At 52.5% G+C, this 21,037-nt stretch carries 19 protein-coding genes, 1 tRNA gene and 3 pseudogenes; 7 read left to right on the top strand and 16 right to left on the bottom strand.

Going from position 1 to position 21,037, the window contains the following annotated elements; translation table 11 throughout:
• Positions 1–16: 16 nt before the first annotated feature.
• Positions 17–313 (bottom strand): YfcZ/YiiS family protein, encoded by a 297-nt coding sequence (locus K6R05_RS05825; RefSeq protein ID WP_161733432.1) that lies wholly within the window; start codon positions 311–313, stop codon positions 17–19.
• Between the two features lie 358 nt (positions 314–671).
• Here K6R05_RS05825 and fadL point away from each other — a divergent pair, with 358 nt between their 5' ends.
• Positions 672–1,955, top strand: coding sequence for a long-chain fatty acid transporter FadL (gene fadL / locus K6R05_RS05820; protein ID WP_161733434.1), 1,284 nt, complete (start codon positions 672–674; stop codon positions 1,953–1,955).
• A gap of 135 nt (positions 1,956–2,090) precedes the next feature.
• Here the strand turns inward: fadL and mlaA are convergent, their stop codons facing one another.
• The 10 genes from mlaA to ccmA form a co-directional block, all read right to left on the bottom strand.
• Positions 2,091–2,855, bottom strand: coding sequence for a phospholipid-binding lipoprotein MlaA (mlaA, locus tag K6R05_RS05815; protein WP_137229673.1), 765 nt, complete (start codon positions 2,853–2,855; stop codon positions 2,091–2,093).
• Between the two features lie 147 nt (positions 2,856–3,002).
• Positions 3,003–4,214 carry a c-type cytochrome biogenesis protein CcmI gene (ccmI, locus tag K6R05_RS05810; protein ID WP_222925177.1) on the bottom strand — a complete coding sequence of 404 codons (1,212 nt, stop codon included), beginning with the start codon at positions 4,212–4,214 and terminating at the stop codon, positions 3,003–3,005.
• Positions 4,214–4,666, bottom strand: a complete 453-nt coding sequence (locus tag K6R05_RS05805) for a cytochrome c-type biogenesis protein (RefSeq protein ID WP_222925176.1) — start codon at positions 4,664–4,666, stop codon at positions 4,214–4,216. Before K6R05_RS05805 ends, ccmI begins: the two co-directional genes overlap by 1 nt.
• The gene (locus tag K6R05_RS05800) at positions 4,663–5,220 is read right to left on the bottom strand and encodes a DsbE family thiol:disulfide interchange protein (protein WP_161733438.1); all 558 of its coding nucleotides are present in this window, start codon (positions 5,218–5,220) and stop codon (positions 4,663–4,665) included. The genes K6R05_RS05805 and K6R05_RS05800 overlap by 4 nt, the downstream gene beginning before the upstream one ends.
• Positions 5,217–7,175, bottom strand: coding sequence for a heme lyase CcmF/NrfE family subunit (locus K6R05_RS05795; protein ID WP_161733440.1), 1,959 nt, complete (start codon positions 7,173–7,175; stop codon positions 5,217–5,219). The genes K6R05_RS05800 and K6R05_RS05795 overlap by 4 nt, the downstream gene beginning before the upstream one ends.
• The gene (ccmE, locus tag K6R05_RS05790) at positions 7,172–7,657 is read right to left on the bottom strand and encodes a cytochrome c maturation protein CcmE (protein ID WP_161733442.1); all 486 of its coding nucleotides are present in this window, start codon (positions 7,655–7,657) and stop codon (positions 7,172–7,174) included. Before ccmE ends, K6R05_RS05795 begins: the two co-directional genes overlap by 4 nt.
• On the bottom strand, positions 7,654–7,887 hold the full coding sequence (gene ccmD, locus K6R05_RS05785; protein ID WP_161733444.1) for a heme exporter protein CcmD: 234 nt from the start codon (positions 7,885–7,887) through the stop codon (positions 7,654–7,656). The genes ccmE and ccmD overlap by 4 nt, the downstream gene beginning before the upstream one ends.
• Positions 7,884–8,624, bottom strand: coding sequence for a heme ABC transporter permease (locus tag K6R05_RS05780; RefSeq protein WP_161733446.1), 741 nt, complete (start codon positions 8,622–8,624; stop codon positions 7,884–7,886). The genes ccmD and K6R05_RS05780 overlap by 4 nt, the downstream gene beginning before the upstream one ends.
• 67 nt (positions 8,625–8,691) lie before the next feature.
• A complete protein-coding gene (ccmB, locus tag K6R05_RS05775) occupies positions 8,692–9,351 on the bottom strand; it encodes a heme exporter protein CcmB (protein ID WP_222925175.1) in 660 nt (219 codons plus the stop codon).
• Positions 9,351–9,968, bottom strand: a complete 618-nt coding sequence (ccmA, locus tag K6R05_RS05770) for a cytochrome c biogenesis heme-transporting ATPase CcmA (RefSeq protein ID WP_222925174.1) — start codon at positions 9,966–9,968, stop codon at positions 9,351–9,353. Before ccmA ends, ccmB begins: the two co-directional genes overlap by 1 nt.
• A 242-nt stretch (positions 9,969–10,210) precedes the next feature.
• Here ccmA and K6R05_RS05765 point away from each other — a divergent pair, with 242 nt between their 5' ends.
• The 6 genes from K6R05_RS05765 to K6R05_RS05740 all read left to right on the top strand — a co-directional run bounded on the left by K6R05_RS05765 (position 10,211) and on the right by K6R05_RS05740 (position 16,838).
• Positions 10,211–11,146 carry a formate/nitrite transporter family protein gene (locus tag K6R05_RS05765; protein ID WP_161733452.1) on the top strand — a complete coding sequence of 312 codons (936 nt, stop codon included), beginning with the start codon at positions 10,211–10,213 and terminating at the stop codon, positions 11,144–11,146.
• A 592-nt stretch (positions 11,147–11,738) separates the two neighbouring features.
• Positions 11,739–12,341 carry a fimbrial protein gene (locus K6R05_RS05760; RefSeq protein ID WP_161733454.1) on the top strand — a complete coding sequence of 201 codons (603 nt, stop codon included), beginning with the start codon at positions 11,739–11,741 and terminating at the stop codon, positions 12,339–12,341.
• 54 nt (positions 12,342–12,395) lie between these two features.
• Positions 12,396–13,103 carry a fimbrial biogenesis chaperone gene (locus K6R05_RS05755; RefSeq protein WP_222925173.1) on the top strand — a complete coding sequence of 236 codons (708 nt, stop codon included), beginning with the start codon at positions 12,396–12,398 and terminating at the stop codon, positions 13,101–13,103.
• 53 nt (positions 13,104–13,156) lie between these two features.
• On the top strand, positions 13,157–15,541 hold the full coding sequence (locus K6R05_RS05750; RefSeq protein WP_222925172.1) for a fimbria/pilus outer membrane usher protein: 2,385 nt from the start codon (positions 13,157–13,159) through the stop codon (positions 15,539–15,541).
• Positions 15,526–16,602 (top strand): fimbrial protein, encoded by a 1,077-nt coding sequence (locus K6R05_RS05745; RefSeq protein WP_161733460.1) that lies wholly within the window; start codon positions 15,526–15,528, stop codon positions 16,600–16,602. Before K6R05_RS05750 ends, K6R05_RS05745 begins: the two co-directional genes overlap by 16 nt.
• A gap of 161 nt (positions 16,603–16,763) precedes the next feature.
• Positions 16,764–16,838: transfer RNA gene (locus tag K6R05_RS05740), tRNA-Arg, on the top strand.
• Positions 16,839–17,065: 227 nt separating this feature from the next.
• On the opposite strand, the gene K6R05_RS05735 is transcribed toward K6R05_RS05740, so the two are convergent.
• From K6R05_RS05735 to tssC, 5 genes and pseudogenes are all read right to left on the bottom strand, one after another.
• On the bottom strand, positions 17,066–18,451 hold the full coding sequence (locus tag K6R05_RS05735; protein ID WP_222925171.1) for a VasL domain-containing protein: 1,386 nt from the start codon (positions 18,449–18,451) through the stop codon (positions 17,066–17,068).
• Between the two features lie 46 nt (positions 18,452–18,497).
• Positions 18,498–18,650, bottom strand: a pseudogene (locus tag K6R05_RS05730) (GIY-YIG nuclease family protein); the annotation flags it as partial.
• A gap of 189 nt (positions 18,651–18,839) precedes the next feature.
• Positions 18,840–19,237 (bottom strand): annotated as a pseudogene (locus K6R05_RS22380) (YdcA family protein).
• A 122-nt stretch (positions 19,238–19,359) separates the two neighbouring features.
• Complete coding sequence (locus tag K6R05_RS05725; protein WP_309568527.1) at positions 19,360–19,647, bottom strand: hypothetical protein; 288 nt, start codon at positions 19,645–19,647, stop codon at positions 19,360–19,362.
• 17 nt (positions 19,648–19,664) lie between these two features.
• Positions 19,665–20,891 (bottom strand): annotated as a pseudogene (gene tssC, locus K6R05_RS05720) (type VI secretion system contractile sheath large subunit); the annotation flags it as partial.
• Positions 20,892–21,037: the final 146 nt, after the last annotated feature.

Below are 21,037 nucleotides of genomic sequence, written 5' to 3'. Positions count from 1 at the left end.
TGCGGCGTTATGAGACTTAACGCAAACCGAGCTGAAAAATCATCGTTTCAGCCTGGCAGCTGAAAGTAAAATCGATATCCAGCTGCACACCCTGATTCACCTCACTGAAGCGTGACTCAATCACACAGGGTTCCGATTCAACTTCACGTGCACGTTCGGTGAGGAGAGCTAATTTGGCTTCCGCATCGGCACGCTGAGCAAACCACTCCGACCAGCTGGCGGTGCAATCGGTATTATCCATTACCGTGCCCACATCAACACAACAACAGGCTGCTGTTTCGGTCGCACTGCATTTTTTAATGGCATCAGTCATTTCATTCTCCTGACCAGCGATCTGGTGGGTTGAGCGATTTTATGGCCGAAATTTTACCTGCTCGCGTAAAGATGCGCCATGTACATGGCGCTAAGTGACGAATATCACAATAAAAATTGATCCAGAACAAACTGGAATCGGTATGCTGTGCAGAATCAGGGCTGTTTTGTTATGCAGATCGAATTTTAAACGATCAAACCTGAAATATTTTAAAAACAATATTGCAACATGCACACAGGTCGGACCTATACTCTCCGCACTGGTCTGATATGTGCGTTTTACATCAGTCCCTACAATCCGCCGTCCTTTGTTACGCGACGTTATAGCGTTAAATAATAATTCACATGAGGTTGTGGTCATGAACCATAAAAACCTGTTTGCAAAGTCAGCCGTGGCGGCTGCAGTGGCGCTTGTCTCTTCACACGTTTACGCAGCTGGGTTTCAGTTAAATGAGTTTTCTACGATTGGTTTAGGTCGCGCATATTCAGGCGAAGGGGCAATGGGCGATACGGCGGCATCAGCCAGCCGTAACCCGGCGACGATGGCATTAATGGATCGTCCGGAATTTTCACTCGGTGCGGTCTATATTGCGCCAGATGTCAATATTAGTGGTCGCAGTCCCAGCGGACGCAGCCTGGATGCTAATAATATTGCCCCGAATCAGTGGGTTCCCAATATTCATTATGTCCAGCCCATCAACGATCAGTGGTGGATCGGCGCGTCTGCAACCTCTAACTATGGCTTAGCAACAGAGTTTAATAATGGCTACACCGCGGGGGGTTACGGCGGTAAAACCGATCTGGTGACTGGCAATTTTAATCTCAGCACCGCGTACCGTTTAAATGAACATTTTAGTTTTGGCGTCGGTTTTGATGCGGTTTATGCCAAAGCCAAAATTGAACGCTATGCCGGTGAGTCAGGCGCAAGACTGGGCGTTCCGGCTGATACGCAGGTTGCCCATCTGAAAGGCGATGAGTGGGGATATGGCTGGAACGCCGGTGTCCTGTATGAAGTGGATGAGAATAACCGCTTCGGCTTTACCTATCGTTCAGAAGTGAAAGTCGACTTCGATGGCGATTACAAAAGCAGCCTCTCTTCCCGACTGAATGCAGTGAATAATCCGGAAGTGTCAGGTGTGCCGTTTGGCACCAATGGTACCACCGTTCCTGGCGCGTTAACCCTGAATCTGCCAGAGATGTGGGAAGTATCGGGCTGGCATAAAGTGGCACCGCAGTGGGCGGTTCACTACAGCATGGCGTACACCAGCTGGAGCCAGTTCCAGGAGCTGAAAGCCACTGGCTCTAACGGCCAGACGCTGTTCTATAAAGATGAAAGCTTCCACGATGCCTACCGCATTGCACTGGGCACAACCTATTCCTACGACAAGAACTGGACGTTCCGCACCGGTATTGCGTTTGATGACAGCCCGGTTCCGGCCGATAAGCGCTCTATCTCTATTCCGGACCAGGATCGTTTATGGCTGAGTGCGGGTACGTCTTATGCCTTTAACGATGATGCCTCGGTTGATTTAGGCATCTCTTATATGCACGGACAGAAAGTGACGGTGAAAGAAGGGCCTTATACCTTTACCTCTGAAGGTAAAGCCTGGCTCTACGGTGCGAACTTTAATTACAAGTTCTGACTGGATGGTACGATCATAAAGGGCGACTCTGGTGAGTCGCCCTTTTTTATGGACGTGGATCGCTTAATGGTTCAGGGAGCATACGCCTTGCACAAAGACGCAAAACCGCCATCCCTGGCTGCTCAGCGCGGGCGATTACTCGGCGTCAATATCCTTCAGGTCATCCTGAATCGCGGCTGCGTTAGGATTATCTTCCGGCTTGAGCTTGCCGCCACGTGCCAGGAAGTCGTGACGCTGGAAGTACGCGTTACGGATAAAGGCGTACGGATCGCTCTGCTGTTTCAGGATTGCATCAGAGTCCAGCAGCTGCGCGCGGGTCTCAATCCCTTCAAGCGTCCATTTACCAATCGACATTGGCCAGGTCAGCCAGCCGAGGATCGGATAAAGCGTATCAACGTAGTCGCCGCCATCCTGACGCACCGTGAAGCTGCCGTAAGCAGGCAGCTCAACATAAGGCCCGTAGCCGACGCCATAGTGACCAAGCGTGGTACCGAAACGGTGCGGCTCTTCACGCGCCAGTTCCGGGTTCGCCTTGCCGGCAACGTCAATGAAACCGCCCAGTCCCAGCACGCTGTTCAGGAAGAAACGGGTAAAGTGAATACCCGCATCACGTCCGTTACCGACCAGAATGGCGTTGACCATACTGGCTGGCTCTTCCAGGTTGCCGAGGAAATTGCTCAGCCCGGTACGTGCCGGGACCGGCACATAATCACGCCAGGCCACAGCGACCGGACGAAGCACGTACGGATCCAGCACGTTGTAGTTAAAGTTAAACATCGTGCGGTTAAAGCCTTCAAATGGATCGCTGCGCTGCGCAGGATCGCTATTCGCCGGCTTTGAACTGGCACAACCCACCAGAAGGACGCTGGCGACAGCCAGGCTGGTCAGGCGATAATTCATTCCAATCTCCCTGTGCGGATGAAAAAGGTCAGCCCATCGTTCAGGTCACAGCCCTGTCGTATCGGCTTATCCGATGAGCATAGCTGACTTTGTGCCAGAGGCAGCAGGCAATGGCACGCATCATTTCTAACGTTATCATTTTGACGTTCAGGGTAGCTGCTTATTGATCTCCACCGCGATCGGCTGATGCCCATCCCAGGGCGTCACCGCGCTCAGACCCAGCCAGTCGCCTGGCTGCGGATTGGCGCTGCCATCGCGGGAAATCCGCACCCGGACCTCAACCTGATGCTGCGCCGAAAGCAGGCGATTCGGCATCATGGCATTGCTGTCATCCAGCGTCAGCGTCAGCGGGAAGTGGCTGAGTGGCATACGCTTAACCGCCACCGGTACCGGTGAATCCCCGTCAGAAACCGAAATATACAACACTCCGTCCTGCGGTAACATTTTTTCTGCCTCTGGGGTCAGCGTCACTGTCAGCGCCAGCTGACGACTCTGCTGCCCGGCGTCGCTTCGGGCCTTTTCAATGCTGCGGGCGATCATCGCGTGTCGCGAATCACCGGCAGGCAACAGACCCAGCAGAGTCTGCCATGCATCAATAGCCTGATCATACTGTTGCTGACCGTAAGCGTTATACGCCAGCAGGCTCAGCGTCCGCAGGTTTTGCGGATCAGCTTTAAGCAACGATTGCAGCAGCAGTGATGCCTGACGGTTATCCTGCGGATCGGCGGATCTTGTCAGCACCTCTGCATAATCCTGCTTCAGCGCCAGATCGTTGGGGGCCAGCTGTAGTGCATGCTCAAAGGCCTGGCTGGCAATCTCCGCATTATTCAGCACCATGCCGAGCCGTCCCAGCATTGTCCAGTCGGCCAGATTATCCGGTTCAGTTTGCAACGCGGTACGCAATCCGAGCTGTAAACGCGCCAGCTCCTCCATGCTTAGCGATTTTGCGCCGGGGTCCATCAGACGGGCGCGCAGCTCAGGATACGCCTGCTGCACCTGCATCCAGCCGGTGTATTGTGCCAGTCCGCCGGTTTTCAGATAAGTCCCCAGCGAAACCGCAACCAGTACGATCAAACCTGGCAGCAGAATCCAGCGGCGGCTGCTGTGTGACCGCAGCGTCTGTGCTGGCGGAATATCCGCCAGGAGTGCCTGCTGTAGCTCCCGCTCCATTAGCGGACGCTCAGCAACGACGCCCTGCGCTTCATCCTGCGCCAGCTCATCTATACGCTGATGATAGAAACGCTGATTAAGGCGATCGCGATCGCCGGCGCTCGCCTGACGTTGCCGCCAGCCTGCCGCCAGAAACAGCGTGCAGGCTGCCAGTAGCAACAAAAAAAGGGTAATCCAGAATGCACTCATTACGGCTTCCTGTCTGACTTCAGTAGCGCATTAAGACGCTGTTGCTCATCTTCATCCAGCTCACTGCGGGTTTTGCGCTGACGACTGCGCAGAATGATCACGGCGCCACCCAGTAGCACAAACAGCGCGGGACCCGCCCACAGAATCAGGGTAGAAGGCGTGACCGGTGGCGAATAGCTGACGAAGTTGCCGTAACGCGCCACCATGTAGTCGATAATCTGCTGGCGACTCTGGCCCTGCTTCATCAATTGATAGACTTTCAGTCGCATGTCGGCGGCAATCATCGCGTTCGAGTCGGCAATGCTGTTATTCTGGCATTTCGGACAGCGCAGTGACGCGGTCAGATCGCGGTATTGCTCTTCCTGAGCCTCCGAGTCAAATTGCAGCGTGTCGATGCTTGCCCACAGGTTGATGCTGAACAGCAGGCCGCAGAGCAGAAACAGCATTTTCATGATCCCGCCTCCGCACTGTATTTTATCCACAAGGGTTTCACTTCCTGCTCCCAGACGCGCGCATTGAGATCGCCCGCGTGGCGATAACGGATGATCCCTTTACCGTCGATCAGGAAGGTCTCCGGCGCGCCATAGACGCCGAGATCCAGCCCCAGCATGCCGTTGCCGTCGTAGAGACTTAGCGCATAGGGATTGCCCAGCGTATTCAGCCAGTTAACCGCCTTCTGACGATCGTCTTTATAGTTCAACCCGACGACGCGAATGCCCTGCTCCGCCAGCGTATTCAGATAGTGATGCTCAGCGCGGCAGGTCGGACACCAGGTCGCCCAGACGTTCAGCAATATCGGTTTACCATCTGTCAGCACGCGCTGATCGTACGTTTTGCCCGGCTGATCCAGTGCTTCCAGCCGGAACAGCGGCACCGGTTTGCCAATCAGAGCCGATTCAAGACGGGTCGGATCGTCACCATCGGCATTACGCGTCAGCTGCCACAGCAGCGCGGCCGCCAGCAGCAGAAACAGCATCAGGGGAATAAACAGGATTTTCTTGTTCATGTCCGTGCCTCCGGGCCCGCTTTTTTGCGCGAACGGTAACGGGGATCAAACAGGCAGAACAGCCCACCCAGCGCCATCAGCGCACCACCGAACCAGATCCAGCGGACAAAGGGTTTGTAGTAGATGCGTACGGCCCAGCCGCCATCCTCCAGCTCCTCTCCCAGCGCCGCGTAAAGGTCGCGGCTGAAACCGCCATCAATCGCCGCTTCGGTCATCATGGTGCGGGCGGCGGTATAAAAGCGTTTTTCCGCCTGCAGCGTCGCTTCATGTTTGCCATTGCGTGTGACATCAATAATGCCCATGCCGCCACTGTAGTTAGGCCCCTGCAGATTCTGCACGCCACGGAAGACAAAGTGATAATGATGAATATCGACGCTATCACCCGCTTTCATCCGCACGTCGCGTTCCACGCTGTACTGCGTACTGAAGGCAATGCCAATCACCGTCACACCCACGCCAAGATGGCCCAGCACCATGCCCCAGTGGCTGCGTGACAGGTGACGTAAACCCACAAAGAACGGATGACGATGGGTGGCGCGCTCATGCAGTTCCAGCAGCGTCAGCACGATAATCCAGAGCGACATCAGCAGACCCACCACCGTCATCGCTTCGATGCGATCCTGCAGCCACCAGGGAACGATCATGGAACAGGCCAGAGTGACAATCAGCGCCAGCGCCAGCCGTTTTGCCAGCTTCTGCGGTTCATCGCGACGCCAGCGCACCAGCGGGCCGATCCCCATCAGCAAAGCAAACGGTGCCATCAGCCAGCTGAACATCGTGTTGAAGAAGGGTTCACCGACCGAAATGCTGCCCAGCCCCAGTTGCTTGTGCACCAGTGGCAATAGCGTGCCAAGCAGCACCACCAGCATCGCGGCAATCAGCAGCACGTTATTACCCAGCAGGAACGATTCCCGCGACCAGGTTTCATTCTGAACCCGGCCACGCACCTGCCCGCCTTTAATGGCGTAGAGCAGCAGTGAACTGCCGATAACGATCACCAGAAACGCAAGGATGAACATCCCGCGCGCCGGATCGGAGGCAAAAGAATGCACTGACACCAGCACGCCGGATCGTACCAGGAATGTCCCCAGCAGGCTAAGCGAAAACGCCGTAATCGCCAGCAGCACGGTCCAGGCTTTAAAGGTGCCGCGCTTTTCGGTGACTGCCAGCGAGTGCATCAGGGCCGTGCCCGCCAGCCACGGCATAAATGAGGCATTTTCAACCGGGTCCCAGAACCACCAGCCGCCCCAGCCCAGTTCGTAATAGGCCCAGGCCGAGCCAAGGACGATACCAATCGTCAGAAAGATCCAGGCCGCCGTCGTCCAGGGACGCGACCAGCGCGCCCACGCGGTATCGAGCCGTCCGGCCATCAGTGAGGCGATGGCAAAGGCAAACGCCACCGAGAAGCCGACGTAGCCCATATAGAGCAGCGGCGGATGGAAAATGAGACCGATATCCTGCAGCATCGGATTCAGATCATGCCCGTCTATCGGAAAGTCCGGCAGCGTGCGGCTAAACGGATTGGAGGTCAGCAGGATAAACAGCAGGAAGCCGAGGTTAATCATTCCCATGACCGCCAGCACGCGCGCAAGCGCATCCTGCGGCATCCCGCGGCTGAAGATCGCCACCGCCAGTGTCCAGGTGCTGAGCAGCAGCACCCACAGCAGCAGTGAACCTTCGTGCGCGCCCCAGGTGGCGGCGATGCGGTAGTAGACCGGCAGCAGACTGTTGGAGTTCGTGACGACATAGGCAACGGTAAAGTCGTTGCTGATAAAGGCCCAGACCAGCAGCGCAAACGCCGCCGCGATGCAGACAAACAGGCCGCAGGCCAGCGGACGCGCCATTGCCATCAGGCGGGCATCCTGGCGCACCGCGCCCCACAGCGGATAACTGCTCAGCAGCAGCGAAAGCCCCAGCGCCAGGCAGAGCAGAAAGGTTCCGATTTCAGGCATCATGAGGATTTATTTCCCGCCTGATATAACGACTGCGGGCCGATGTGATTACTTTTCATGGCGTCTTCAATCTCCGGCGGCGTGTATTTCTCATCATGTTTCGCCAGCACTTCTTTGGCGATCACCTGGTTGCCCGCCGCCAGCACGCCCTGTGCGACAACGCCCTGCCCTTCCCGGAACAGATCCGGCAGGATGCCTTCAAAACTGACGCTGACCACACCGCGCGCATCATAAAGTTTGAACGATACCGCCAGGGTATTGGGATCGCGCCGGACGCTGCCGGGCATGACCATGCCACCGACGCGCAACCGCTGACCCGCTTCCGGCTTCTCGTGCGCCTCGCCTTTACCGTAGAGGATTTCACCCGGGGTATAGAACAGATCGATGTTTGAGCGTAGCGCATACATGACCAGCGCGGTGGCCAGGCCGAGGCCGAGCAGGATCGCTACTGCCGCATAGAGACGGTTGCGTCGACGGATATTCACAATGTCTCTCCTGCCGCTTCAGCCGCGGCTTTTTTCGTTTTCGCCGCCCGGATGCGGCGTTCCCGCGCCTCGCGCTGGCGAATCTCAGCCAGCAGGCGACGTCGCAGCAACAGGGTATGCAGCGTCAGGCCGATAAGCGGAAGCAGCGTGCAGATAACCGCCAGCCAGACGAAGAAGGCGTAGCCCCCCATCGCAAAGAAGGCGTACCAGGAGGTAAATGCCGGGGTCATGCCTGCTCTCCCTGCTTCGCCACATCTATCGCCCAGGGACGATGACGTTCAGTTAACAGGATCAGGTTGCGCAGCCGCATCAGCGTCAGCGTGATAAACAGCAGCAGATAACCGAGAATCGCCCAGCGCAGCGGTGTGCGCATGACCGGCGCAATTGCCTGCTGAAGAATGCCTGATGAGCCCTGATGCAGGGTATTCCACCACTGCACCGAGAAGTGAATGATGGGCAGATTGACCACGCCGACCAGAATCAGAATTCCGGCGGCCCGGCCTGCGGTGCGGCGGTCATCAAAAGCGTGATAAAGCGCAATCACACCCATATAGAGGAACAGCAGCACCAGTTCCGAGGTCAGACGCGCATCCCAGATCCACCAGGTGCCCCACATCGGCTTGCCCCAGGCGGACCCGGTGACCAGCGCAATAAAGGTAAAAACCGCGCCCACCGGAGCCATGGCGGCAGAGACCAGATCGGCCATTTTCATCTGCCACACCAGACCAGTAAAGGCAGCGATAGCCATTGAGGCATAGATGCCCATCGACCACATCGCCGCGGGTACATGGATATACATGATGCGAAAACTGTCGCCCTGCTGATAGTCAGCAGGGGCAAATCCGAATCCCCATACCCAGCCCAGCAGCAACGACGCCAGCCCTGCAACGGCAAACCAGGGCACCAGTCGCCCCGAAAATTGATAAAGCCGTTCAGGCCTGGCCAGCTGATGTAACGCTTTCCACATATCAGATGCTCACATTAACGATAAAAGAGTATTGCCGCGTCTTTTACGCGCGGTGGATACAAGCCGGTTACTGCAAAGTAATGCGTAGCGCCGCTGCCGTGGCAAAGGGCGCGAGCGTGGCGCTGCCCAGCAGCATCGCGCCGAGAATCGCCAGATAACCACCAATCGGCAATCCCTGACTGGCTGCCTCCATCGCCGCGCTGGCGAAGATCAGGACAGGAATCGCCAGCGGCAGCACCAGCAGGCTCAGCAGCACACCGCCACGCCGTAAACCCACCGTCAGACCCACGCCAATAGCGCCGAGGAAACTCAGGGTTGGCGTGCCGAGCAGCAGCGTCAGGGCCATCGCCCTCCAGCCATTAAAATCCAGCGACAGCAGCAGCGCGGCCAGGGGCGACAGAATGATCAGCGGCACACCGGTGACCAGCCAGTGCGCCACCACTTTGCCAATGACCGTTACCGGCAGTGGCGTGGGGAGCAGTATCAGTTGCTCCAGTGAGCCATCACTGAAGTCATCGCGAAACAGCCGTTCCAGCGCCAGCAGCGACGCCAGCAGTGCGGCAACCCAGGCAACGCCCGGCGCAATGCGCGCCAGCTGTTGCGGGTCAGGTCCGATTCCCAGCGGAAACAGGGTAATAATAATCAGGAAAAACCAGAGCGGATTAACCACATCCGCACCGCTGCGAAAAGCGATGCGCAATTCACGCTGGATGAGGCGAAACAGCATCAGCCTGCCTCCCCGTCGTCGAGGCGAATTTTACGCACCTGCGCAGCATCCGCGGGCAAATCCTGATGGGTTGTCAGGATCACTGCGCCACCGTTATCGGCATGCCGGGCGAATTTCGCCATTAATTTTTTAACACCCGCTTTGTCGATAGCGGTCAGCGGCTCGTCGAGAATCCAGATGCGGGCCTGGCTGAGCCACAACCGCGCCAGCGCTACCCGACGCTGCTGGCCCGCCGACAACCGGCTGACCGGCACCTCTTCGTCACCCGTGAGGTCGACACTTTCGAGTGCTGCAAAGATCTGCGCATCATTGCAACCGGGATGGTAAAAGCGCAGATTTTCCAGCGGCGTGAGTACGCCTTTGACACCGGGATGGTGGCCAAGATAAAGCATCGCCTGATGCCAGGCTTCGCGCTGCCGCAGGATGGGCTGCTGTTGCCAGCGTATTTCACCCTCTTCCGGACGGCTAAGACCCGCCAGCAGGCGCAATAACGAGGTCTTTCCGGCACCATTGGGGCCTTCAATCTGCACAATGTCACCAGCAGAGACACGAAAAGAGAGCCGCCGGAACAGCGCGCGTTCGTCGTATGCACAAGTGAGCGTAATGATTTCCAACATCGAGGGGAGAATCGCACCAGCTAAAAGTGGCCGGGATATTACCACAATGTTGCTGTGGGCCGAAGTGTGAGCTACCGCTCAGTTTCGATACCAGTAGCTTATTCGTGCGATATCGCAAAGAGTCTGAATAAAAATGCAGTTCCGAAAAACGTTGTTACGCTTATTCGCACTGGTCGTTACATTATCAGCAAATAAAAAACGGCTACGCTTATTACGCGACAGCACTATCACCCGGAGAAAATATGAAGCCTTCATCAGGTAATGAACAGGGTCCAAACGACGTAGAGAGTGAAGAGAAGGATAAGGGCACTGACATCGAAGTCGATGAGGAGGCTTTACCCTCCCGCGCCGCCGCCATCCATGAAGAGATCCGCCAGGATGGGGAGAAGGAGCTGGAGCGCGACGGTGTGGCGCTGCTCTGGTCAGCCATTGCGGCGGGCTTATCCATGGGTGCCTCGCTGATGGCGAAGGGGATATTTCAGGTGCATCTGGATGGCGTACCCGGCGCATTCCTGCTGGAAAACCTCGGTTATACCTTTGGTTTTGTTATCGTTATTATGGCGCGCCAGCAACTGTTTACTGAAAATACCGTTACCGCCGTGTTACCAGTGATGCACAAACCGACCTGGAGTAATGCGGGTCTGCTGTTGCGGTTATGGGGCATTGTTTTATTCGGAAATTTAATCGGTACGGCACTCGGTGCGCTGGCGTTCAATGAGATGCCGATATTTGACGATGCCACCCGTCAGGCCTTTACCAATATCAGCATGAAGGTGATGGAACACACCCCTGGCGAGATGTTTGCTAATGCGGTGATTTCCGGCTGGATTATCGCCACCATGGTCTGGATGTTCCCCTCTGCGGGCGGCGCTAAACTGCTGGTCATTGTCATGATGACCTGGCTGGTTGCGCTGGGCGATCTCGCACATATCGTTGTGGGCTCGGTCGAAGTGCTCTATCTGGTGTTTAACGGCACTATCAGCTGGCATGAATTTTTGTGGCCGTTTGCCCTGCCGACGCTGCTTGGCAACATTACCGGCGGCACCCTGATTTTTGCGCTGATCAGCCACGCACAGATCCGTAATGACATGAGTGAGGCGGCAGTAGCGAAAGCGAAGGCGGAAAAACGGAAGCAGGAGAAACGCCGTCAGCGCGAAGAGCAGGAAAAGGCGGAGTAACAGTCAGTCAATCAGAGTCATGCTGTGCAGGTTTTGCTGGCAGCATGACTCCGTGACACACTGACGGCAAAAAGATGGAAATCGTTCGCTGAGGAAAGATGAGTATGCAAGAGCAGCTATTATCGTTTGCATTTAGCGCTCATCAACCGTAAATTAATTTGACCTCTTGTCAATTTACTTCTTAATACCTTCAGAATATTCCCATCCTGGAATACAGGTTAATAGAATCTGAAAGCACCTAACAAAATCCTTTCCTTATATTAACCCTCATCAGCATTTGAATAAATATATATAACCCTCAACATATATTGCACGACCGGATTTTTTGTTACATTTACCGCCAACAGGAAAGCTTAATTCCTGACGCGATGCTGTAAAAACCGGACTGGTAACTTATTTATTTTTTTGCTTTAATTTTATTAAGGCGAGAAAAAGTTAAGTCCTGAAAAAACATTTATTTTCGCGCCTGGCCACTTCCTGTTAATTACACACAACCAGGACCGGGTAATTAATCCTGCGTCATCACGTTAAGAGCTTTTTTAATGTAGCAACGCACGCCACATTAATCAGACTCAATAATAGGATTATAAAAATGAAAAAATTAGCGTTTAATAAAATCACTGCAGGAATTGCCCTGTTAATGACCTGCCAGGTCGCTTTCGCCACCTCGACTACCGCTGACGTCGGCGGTGGCACAATCACCTTTTACGGTGCGGTGACTGATGCAACCTGTAACGTAACAACTAACAGCGGAAGTGACTTCGCCGTTGATTTAAATCCGGTCACCAGCAGCGACATGGGAACTACGGTCGGTGTCATTCCGACGAATGCAAAACAGTTTACGCTGAATGTCGATGGCTGTTCGGGTTTCAACAGCACTAGCACTACAGCGCAAACGCTGAAAATCACCTTTTCAGGCGGAAATGTTTCTGATGATAACACCTACCTGAAAAACACAACCGGTACCTCCAGCGGTGTAGGCATTGGTATTACTAAAGATGGTAGTCAGCTGGTTACCCTGAACACGGCGCTGGACACTGGCCTGAAAACCACCTCTTCAGATGGTACAAACTTTGATACCGCACCAGCTTCTGGCGCTATTAACTACTATGCCAACTACTACAACTACGGTGGCGCAGCAGTAACAGCCGGTTCAGTAGTGACCACTGCAACTTATACCTTCAATTACGATTAATTGTAAAACAGGATATTTCGCTCAGACAAGGATGTCTAAAAATGAGGACTGAAAATGAAACTCGTTTCTTTAGGCACATTGCTGTGCATTATTTCATTAAGCGCAAACGCCAGCGTGGTGATGAATAATACGCGTGTTATCTATAGTGGTGACAGGAAAAGCGTCAACGTACAGCTCGTCAATAAATCAGCAGAAGCTCATCTCGTTCAGTCATGGATAGACAACGGAAATCCTGATGCGAAGCCTGAAAACCTCCGGCTGGCACTGGCTGTCGTACCCTCGGTAGTGCGCATCGGCGCCAATGATGGCCAGATTCTGACTGTAGTAAAAAACAATCTGGCAGCCTCGCTGCCAAAAGATCGTGAAAGCCTCTTCTGGCTGAATTTCATTGATATCCCACCTAACCCGAAAGATAAAAGCGGTAGCTACCTCCAGTTCGCTGTCAGAAACCGCGTCAAAGTTTTTTATCGCCCCGCTAATCTGAGTGTCGATCAAAATAAACTACAGGATTATCTTAAGCTGACCCATGATAATAATGGTATTTGTATTAATAATAGCTCGCCCTATTACGTCACCGTGGCAGGATTAAGCAAAGTCAGGAATGGCAGCAAAAAAGATAACCTGCTGCAGGAAACCGTGCTGGCAAAACCCTTTAGTTGCGCTTCGACAGGTAAGTCTGCGGGCTTGTCCATCCAGGGGAAATTTTATCTGACATATATTGATGATTTCGGAACCTTAAGAACAGTTGATATCAGCCGCTAATGAACACCAGACTGACTCTTTTAAAAACAACGTTACTTTTCATCAGCATCGCTGTGTGTATTCGCAGCTATGCTGAGGAAGAATTTAATCAGGGCTTTATGCTCGGTAGCGCCTCGAATGAAGCCTGGTCCGGTGAGAGAAACCCTATCTCTCCTGGCGTCTACAGCGTGGATATTTATGTTAATAAAGAGTGGAAAGGTAATCATCAGCTAAGAGTAGAAGGGAATGGCGTCTTTCTTATTGCCAGAAAAGATATCAGTGCTTTAGATATCAAAAGCGACCCTGACGCACACAATAAGATACTGACGCCGCTGAACCAGGATTGGGTTGACCTGCAGGATATTCTCACTGGCGACGCGCTTAAGTTTCGTCAGGATATTTTCCAGCTGGATATTACCGTCCCGCAGGCTCGTATTATTGCGCACGACCGCAACTGGATGCCGCCGGAACTGTGGGATAAAGGTATCACCGGACTTTTCACTAATTACAGCGCAATCTATTCCGGAGGAAAATACAATAACAGTAATGACCAGTCGAACCTCTACCTGACCCTGAACAGCGGGTTTAATGTTGCTGACTGGCATCTGCGCGATAATAGTTACTATTATCGAAATCAGACCGATTCAAGATGGATTAACCGTTCTCGTTATATTGAAAAATCTCTACCTTCAATAAGCTCGACGGTTAAAGTGGGTGAAGATAATACCAGTTCATCCTGGTTTGACAGTGTAAAGTTCCGTGGCGTGAGTCTGACTAAAGATCTCGGCATGCTGCCGGACAGCTACCGAACTTATATGCCAGTGATCAGCGGCATAGCACAAACCAATGCGATAGTTAAAGTGCTGCAGGATGACCGGATCGTTTTTCAGCAAAGCGTACCCGCGGGCCCTTTTGAGTTTAGTGATCTGATGCCAACCGGTTCACGTTCCGATCTCTATCTGGTGATTGAAAACGCGGATGGCAGTAAAACTACAACCGTCATTCCTTATTCGTCTGCAGGCAGCCTGCTCAGGAGCGGCTCAACCGACTGGGCAATGTATACCGGTAAATTCAAAAGTGACGCCCTGTTCAGACAGAGTAATTTTTTACAGGCAGAGTACAGCCGGGGGATCAATAATTATCTGACGCTGGTGACCGGTGCCATAGCTGCCGAAAAATATCAGTCCGGACTGATTGGTACCGGTCTGCTCGTTCCGTGGCTCGGAACACTCACCACCAGCTATCAATATACCCAGGCAAATTTAGCAGAGGATAAGCAGCAGGGTGAGAAAGTCCGGGTAGCACTGAATAAACATTTTCCAACCCGAACATCCGTCACTGTTGCGGCCTCTTACAGCGACAAAAATTTCATTACGCTGAGTCAGGCAGACACTACCGCTGAATATATCAGTGACCGTATAGGCTATCGAGCTCAGGAAAAGAACAGTCTGAACCTGGCAATTGATCAACAATTGCCAGCCGGTTTCGGCAGGTTAAACGCCAGCCTGTACGCTGTGGGTTACTGGAATACCGAAAAAGTCTCTCGCCAGTTTAGTGTGGGATGGAGCAATACTTATAATCAGATTTCCTGGTCAGTTAACGCAGGCAAAAGAATCTATACCAATGCTGAACTGTATGAAGAGAATCGCAGTAAGGCGGTTTATCGCCAGGAAGAGTACGCCAGTTTAACACTCAGCATTCCCTGGAGCCTATTTGGGCACGATGGCACAGTCAGTGCTTCATCCAGTGTTGAGGGAAGCCAGTCAAGCGCCTCGCTGGGCTGGAATGAAAAGGTTTCAGACGCGTTCAGGTATAACCTGTTAGTGAATAATCGAAGCCGTGACGGTGCCTCATCCGGCGGTTATTTCTCTTATGCCTCTCCGTGGTCGACCTTTACCGGGAATCTGACACAGGGCGAGAAATATACCCAATATGGCGCGACGGCTTCGGGAACGATTCTGCTCTCTCAGCACGGCTTGCTAACGTCACCACAGACCGGTAATCACTTCGTGATTATTGATGCGCCAGGCGTTGCGGGTGCGAAAGTTAATGGTAACGCGACAATTTATACTAACAGTCAGGGTAAGGCGCTGGTGCCCTTCGCGACGCCGTGGCGTAAAAATACGTTTTATCTTAACTCTGAATCAGCCAGTGATATTCAGGGAAATATAAAAAAAATTGCGCCGTGGAAAGGCAGTATTTCTTATGTGAAATACATTACGGATACCCGTAAAACCTTTTCTCTGCAGGCGCGCTATACAGATGGAACGCCGCTGGCGTTTGGTGCCGCTCTGTTCGACCGTAAAGGTGGCGAATTAGGGTATGTGGCGCAGGGTGGGCTTATTTACGTTAAAGCCGATACCCTGCCTGACTATATTCTGGCACGGACCGATAAACAGCAGTCCTGCGTAATTAAAAACGCGGTTCTCACCGGAGATAATCTATGCACACGTTTATAAAGAATCTGTTAATCGCCTCGGGATTATTTTTCGCACTCGCCATCGTTTCAATTAATCAGGCGCTGGCATATTGTAACCCTTATACGCTGGCTACTGATAAGGCGACTGTTGCCACTTCCACAACAAGTGATATTGATCTGGCTAATATGCTTTCACTGGCAAGCAGTTATTCCGTCACCAGTAGCTCAAATTTTTCGGCATTTAAACTGGGCTGTGCCAATGGTGGTGAAACCCTCTATTACCGTAACGGTCTTGAAGGCGGCTACACAGTAAAATTCACGACAGGCGACCAGGAAAATTACATCAAATTTACGGCATCTCTTCCGGTGACCAGTAAAAATTTTAGTGCGGGACTGTCACAGGATTATCCGGCTTCCGATTTTGATACTGACATTACAATTCATGCTGAAATAACAGACAGCACTACTTATGATACCGCCACCACCAATGGCAAGACAGAACTTCCATTGATGTATTTGATCTCATCGAACGGCAGTACTGCTTATCCTACTGCCAGTGCGCTTCGTGGTCTGGTAGCGACTAAAGCTGCAGCCGCGTCCGCTTCTTATATCGATCTAAAAGGATTTGCGTCGATCGATATCTCATTTGTGCCGGTCAGCACGACCTGCAGCATCCAGAATCAGCAGTTCACCCTGCCTTCTACAACGCTGTTTACCCTTAAATCCGGTGATTACTCGGATACGCGCTTCTCTATTCCCCTCTCCTGCAGTGGAAGCATTGACAGTAAGGCAACGAAAACGTTTAACCTGCGCGCCTATAGTAACGATATTGTTGATAGTGCTAATTATATCGTCAGGAATGCCTCTTCCACCTCTTCAGGCATTGGATTTCAGCTGTTTAACACCCTTTCTGATCCATTGAAATTCACGACCGGTTATGACTCCGCATCAACCTCACTGGCAGCGATGACCAAAGGCAAAGATCTCGTTTCATCGCTGACGGCGATCGATATTGGTGCACGCTATAAAATTTTTGATGCAGCGAACGCATCACCTGGCACCGTGGTCGGCACCATTATTATCTATATGGAATATGAGTAAGCTTACTGGCGGCGATGCGCTTATTTTGGGTTTAGCACCTTCGCCGTCACGACCTGAATAGCAGCAGAAGGAAGACATAAAAGCAGTGTTGCTGGCGGAATGAGCAAACGCACGGCAACCTGGTGAATCTTCAGACCTCTTTCGCTATACTGCACGCCGCGGTCCTCTTAGTTAAATGGATATAACGAGCCCCTCCTAAGGGCTAGTTGCAGGTTCGATTCCTGCAGGGGACACCAGACTTCTCCTCTTTTGAAAACGCCCCCATCATTTAAAACCCTTAAAAATCAACATTATGCTATTAATGACGGCTACACCCCTTTGCCTTTTTTCTGCTCACTTACCATTGATTGTTTAACGGCTATGGCTATGCTCTTCAGACAAATGAATGAACACCTGCGAATGCGTTGTAATCATGACCGGCCGGGTATGGGTAATTGGCTGCATCGAATGCTTCAGATATTTTTTATTTAGATGCATTCTGTTTTATTTCTGCATAACGGGCAGTCAGTTGCTTCAGGTGCATCTCCATCTGAGCTTTGGCAGCAGCAGGCAGAGGTTCGCCTGCGGGATTTTGTGACAATGCCCTTAGCTGCTCTTCAGCCGGTATCGATTGGCTGAAAGACTGCATGGCTGAAAAAACGACTGACTTCAGCTCACTGACCGTTACGTATTTACCTTTCTGCTCATCAAGCCCGTTAAGTCTGTCGCTGAGTTTTTGTAGCGTTGTCATTCCCTGATACCAGTCAGCAAGATGTTCTGTCGGTAATGCAATCGCCTTGAGTTGCTGCTGCCAGTTTTGTGCCAGAGGTTTAGCCTGCTCTGGCGAAAGCACCTGCGCCTGTTTTACAAGCTGTCGACTGAAGTCCATATTCCAGTCAGGCGGCAACTTATCCAGCCTGGCAAGCTGCCGCTGTGTCTGTGCGATAAGATCCTGCGGTAACGGAGTCTGCTGACGCAACATCCCCAACTGTTCAGACGTGAGAGGTGCAGGGAACGGAGCCAGTGAAGCAGCAAGCTGATTCTGTAGAGGGTCTGGCCGGTGAAGAAAATGCCAGCTCCACACTGAAACTATGCTTATTACCAGCATGGTACACATCCCGGCGGAGAAGGATTTCCATTTTTTTATCGGAGTGGGCATAGTTGCCAGCACTTCCACATTTGGCTGCTGTTCCGACTGCGCAACGTAAGCCCTCTTCACTGCACTCTCTGGCGTATCTTCATCCGGATCACCAGCAAAGTCTCTGGTGGATGCTGTCGCATCATTCATCACGGTGGCAGCCAACACGATACCTGGCTGAATGTTCGACCCGCTGCTGGTTATCCCATCGCTGTTTTCCAGCCGGACAGCACTGTTGTGCATCAGGGTACGCAACGTATCGAGCTGACTCAGATGCTTAAGTTCCAGACGCTGCAGTACCTCTCCGAGTCCGGTAAGCAGTTGCTCCGCCCGATACAGGTGGCTGAGGTCGCTGTAATTCAGCGGCAGCGAGCGCATCCGTTGCTGCAGGCGCTGACTCAGGCTGCTGAGGATTTCCATGCGCGCATGGACTGGCTGCGGCCACAGCGCCCCCCACTGATGGCTTATCAGGGCCTCGAGTATCGCCAGCCCTTTATTGAGCCCGGGTAAGCCGGTCAGTTGTGTATGCGCAAGCGTATACCAGGCTGCTGTTTGCAATTCCACACCGTTCTGCTCAAACAGTGAGAGACAGAGTTTTTCGACATAATGCCAGTTCACATCCGGGCGAGCCGGATGTGTCAGCTTACTCAGTTCATGACGCAGGGTGGCATAGTCCGGTAGCGTGCGCGGGTCGCCGCCGGTTTTGATTTTACGCGGGGTGATGTCATTCATGACCAGTTGTCCATTTGACGTACCAGGGACTATTAAAGGTTATTGCTTATGCGGCCTGGCTTTCTGCATATTCGAGACTCTGCAGATACTGTAGCGCCACCGGGTCAGCAATATATTCAACCTGCCCATGATGACGTTCAACCTCATCGATTATCCGGCTGAGCTCGACCCGGAAAAACGCCTTACGCTGCTTAAATCGCCCATTAATATTGATTAATGCTCTTACCGCGACATAAATACCCCAGGCAATGACGCCAATAATAACCAGAAAAATACCCGCAGCATTGTCATCTTTTTTTCTTCTTGTCATATTTTATGTCTCTCCTTTCTTATTTTTATCCTGACGATTTAATTTGAATAACGAGAAGAGAATCTCTGCCCTATCCGACTAATACTGATTCCCTGAGCAAATCGGTAAATGAGTGTATCCGGGCTTACTGGCCATATAGAGGGGAGCGCATGTGGGCTGTCGGGGTTGGGTACTGACCGGTTCGTCATTTTCTGCAACACGTTGCGGCTCCTGCTTTTTCGCAGTTGTCACTTTTTTCGTTTTAGCTTTGGAGTGGAAGTAGACTGTTTAACCGGATTGCTGGTTGCTGAAGAACTATATCCGGAGCAGAATCGCTTCGACTGGCTCAGGCTCCCGTCATTACAGACAAAACGTCCATCCGATGTGCAGTGCGCTATACCGCCTTTTGAACCTGAGCAGGGTTGCCTTCCACGCGCAGCATCGGCTTGTGCCGTAAACAGTATCCCTGAGACCAGAATAAAGATTAATTTTCTCATTTCCATATCCGTTATTTATTTCGTTACTTTGTGGCTAAGTAATCCGAAAGCTATTAACCGCTTCGTCAGGAAAACGAGCAATGATTTAAAGCATTAAAATAATGATTCATTTTCAGCTCCAGCTATGGCAGAAGCGCTAAAATCAGGTCAAAGAAAATGCTTTCATCAAAATGCTGCCCAGGGCGGGATAAAGTACCTGGCGGACTAAAGGTCCAGTTGTTCACCATTCCTGACCGCATGAATAAACGTCCCAGTGAAGTCGTATGTCTCCCATCACGGAAGGTCGCCTCCACGCACCCGTTCACACCCTGACCATAAAGGAACGCCGGCACAAATTTTACAGACCGGTCGTCGATACGCAGAACGAGGGCGGTAACGCCCCTGCCCCATAACGGTTGTTCCGTTTTCATTGGCTTCCTGCCTTAGCTTATGATTTCGCCTTCGGCATCTGGGAAACCAGCGACAGGTTGACGTCCATCCCTTCCACCTGAAAGTGTGGCACGGCGTACAGCTTCACGCGGAAGAAACCCGGATTATCCTCGATATCTTCCACCACAACTTTCGCATCACGCAGCGGGTGAGAGGCCTGTAGCTCGTCGCCCGGGTCGGTCATTTCGGTCACCAGACTGCGCACCCAGGTGTTGAGCTCAAGCTCCAGCAGACGACGGTCTTTGGTTGTGCCGATATTTTCACGCTGAATCAACTTCAGGTAGTGTGCAATACGCGACAGCAGGAAGATGTACGGCAGACGCGCATTGATACGGCTGTTGGCCGTGGCATCCGCTGTGTCATACAGGGCTGGCTTCTGGGTGGAGTTAGCGCTGAAGAAGCAGGAATAATCTCTGTTTTTATAGTAACTTAATGGAATAAAGCCCAGGTTCGCAAACTCAAATTCACGGGTTTCCGGGATCATCACTTCTGACGGGATCTTCACCTGATTGCCGGTACCCAGATCGTACAGATGAATAGGCAGGTCCTGCACGGCACCACCGGCCTGCGGGCCACGAATTTGTACACACCAGCCGTTGTTGATGAAGCTGCGAACCATGTTGGATGCAAAGGCGAAGGATGCGTTAGTCCACAGGTATTTATCGTGATCCGGGCCTTTCACTTCTTCCACGTAGTTAAAGCTGCGTACGGGCACGGTATCCGGACCATACGGCAGGCGACCCAGCACGCGCGGCATCACCAAGCCGATATAGCGGGCATCGTCCGTCTCACGGAAGGATTTCCACTTAATGTACTCCGCACGGTCGAAGTAGTTACCAATGTCCTTGATGGCCGCAACTTCCTCCATCGAATCCTTGAGGAAAAATTTCGGGCCGGCAGAGCCGATAAACGGCATATGTGCTGCAGCAGACACTTTAGAGATGTTGCGCAGGAGCGCGACATCCTGCGCAGACGCATCAAACTCATAAGCGGAAATCAGCGCAGCGATCGGCTCTCCACCCGGTGTGTCATACTCATCGATATATGTGTGTTTATACAGTCCACTCTGAATGATTTCCGGGCTGTCTTCGAAGTCCTGACGCAGATCTTCTTTAGACATATCCAGCAGTTCAACTTTCACGTTCTGGCGGAAATCGGTTTTGTCGACCAGCGATTTCACGCCGCGCCACAGGCTCTCCACTGCCTGGAATTCTTCGCTATGCATTGTCCCTGTTCTATGGAGTGATAGAAACCGCCACAGCCAGTGTCAAATATTAAGAACGGCTTACCCTGCCATAAAACATTCCTGCCATTAAACATTCAGTGAAAAGCAGAACCTGCAGTCAGAAGCGAGTACATTCCATTTACTGG

The organism is Pantoea alfalfae (assembly GCF_019880205.1).
In the GTDB taxonomy this organism is placed as follows: domain Bacteria; phylum Pseudomonadota; class Gammaproteobacteria; order Enterobacterales; family Enterobacteriaceae; genus Pantoea; species Pantoea alfalfae.
Note: the sequence above shows the minus strand (reverse complement) of the source record. Positions and strands in the feature narration are given on the sequence as shown.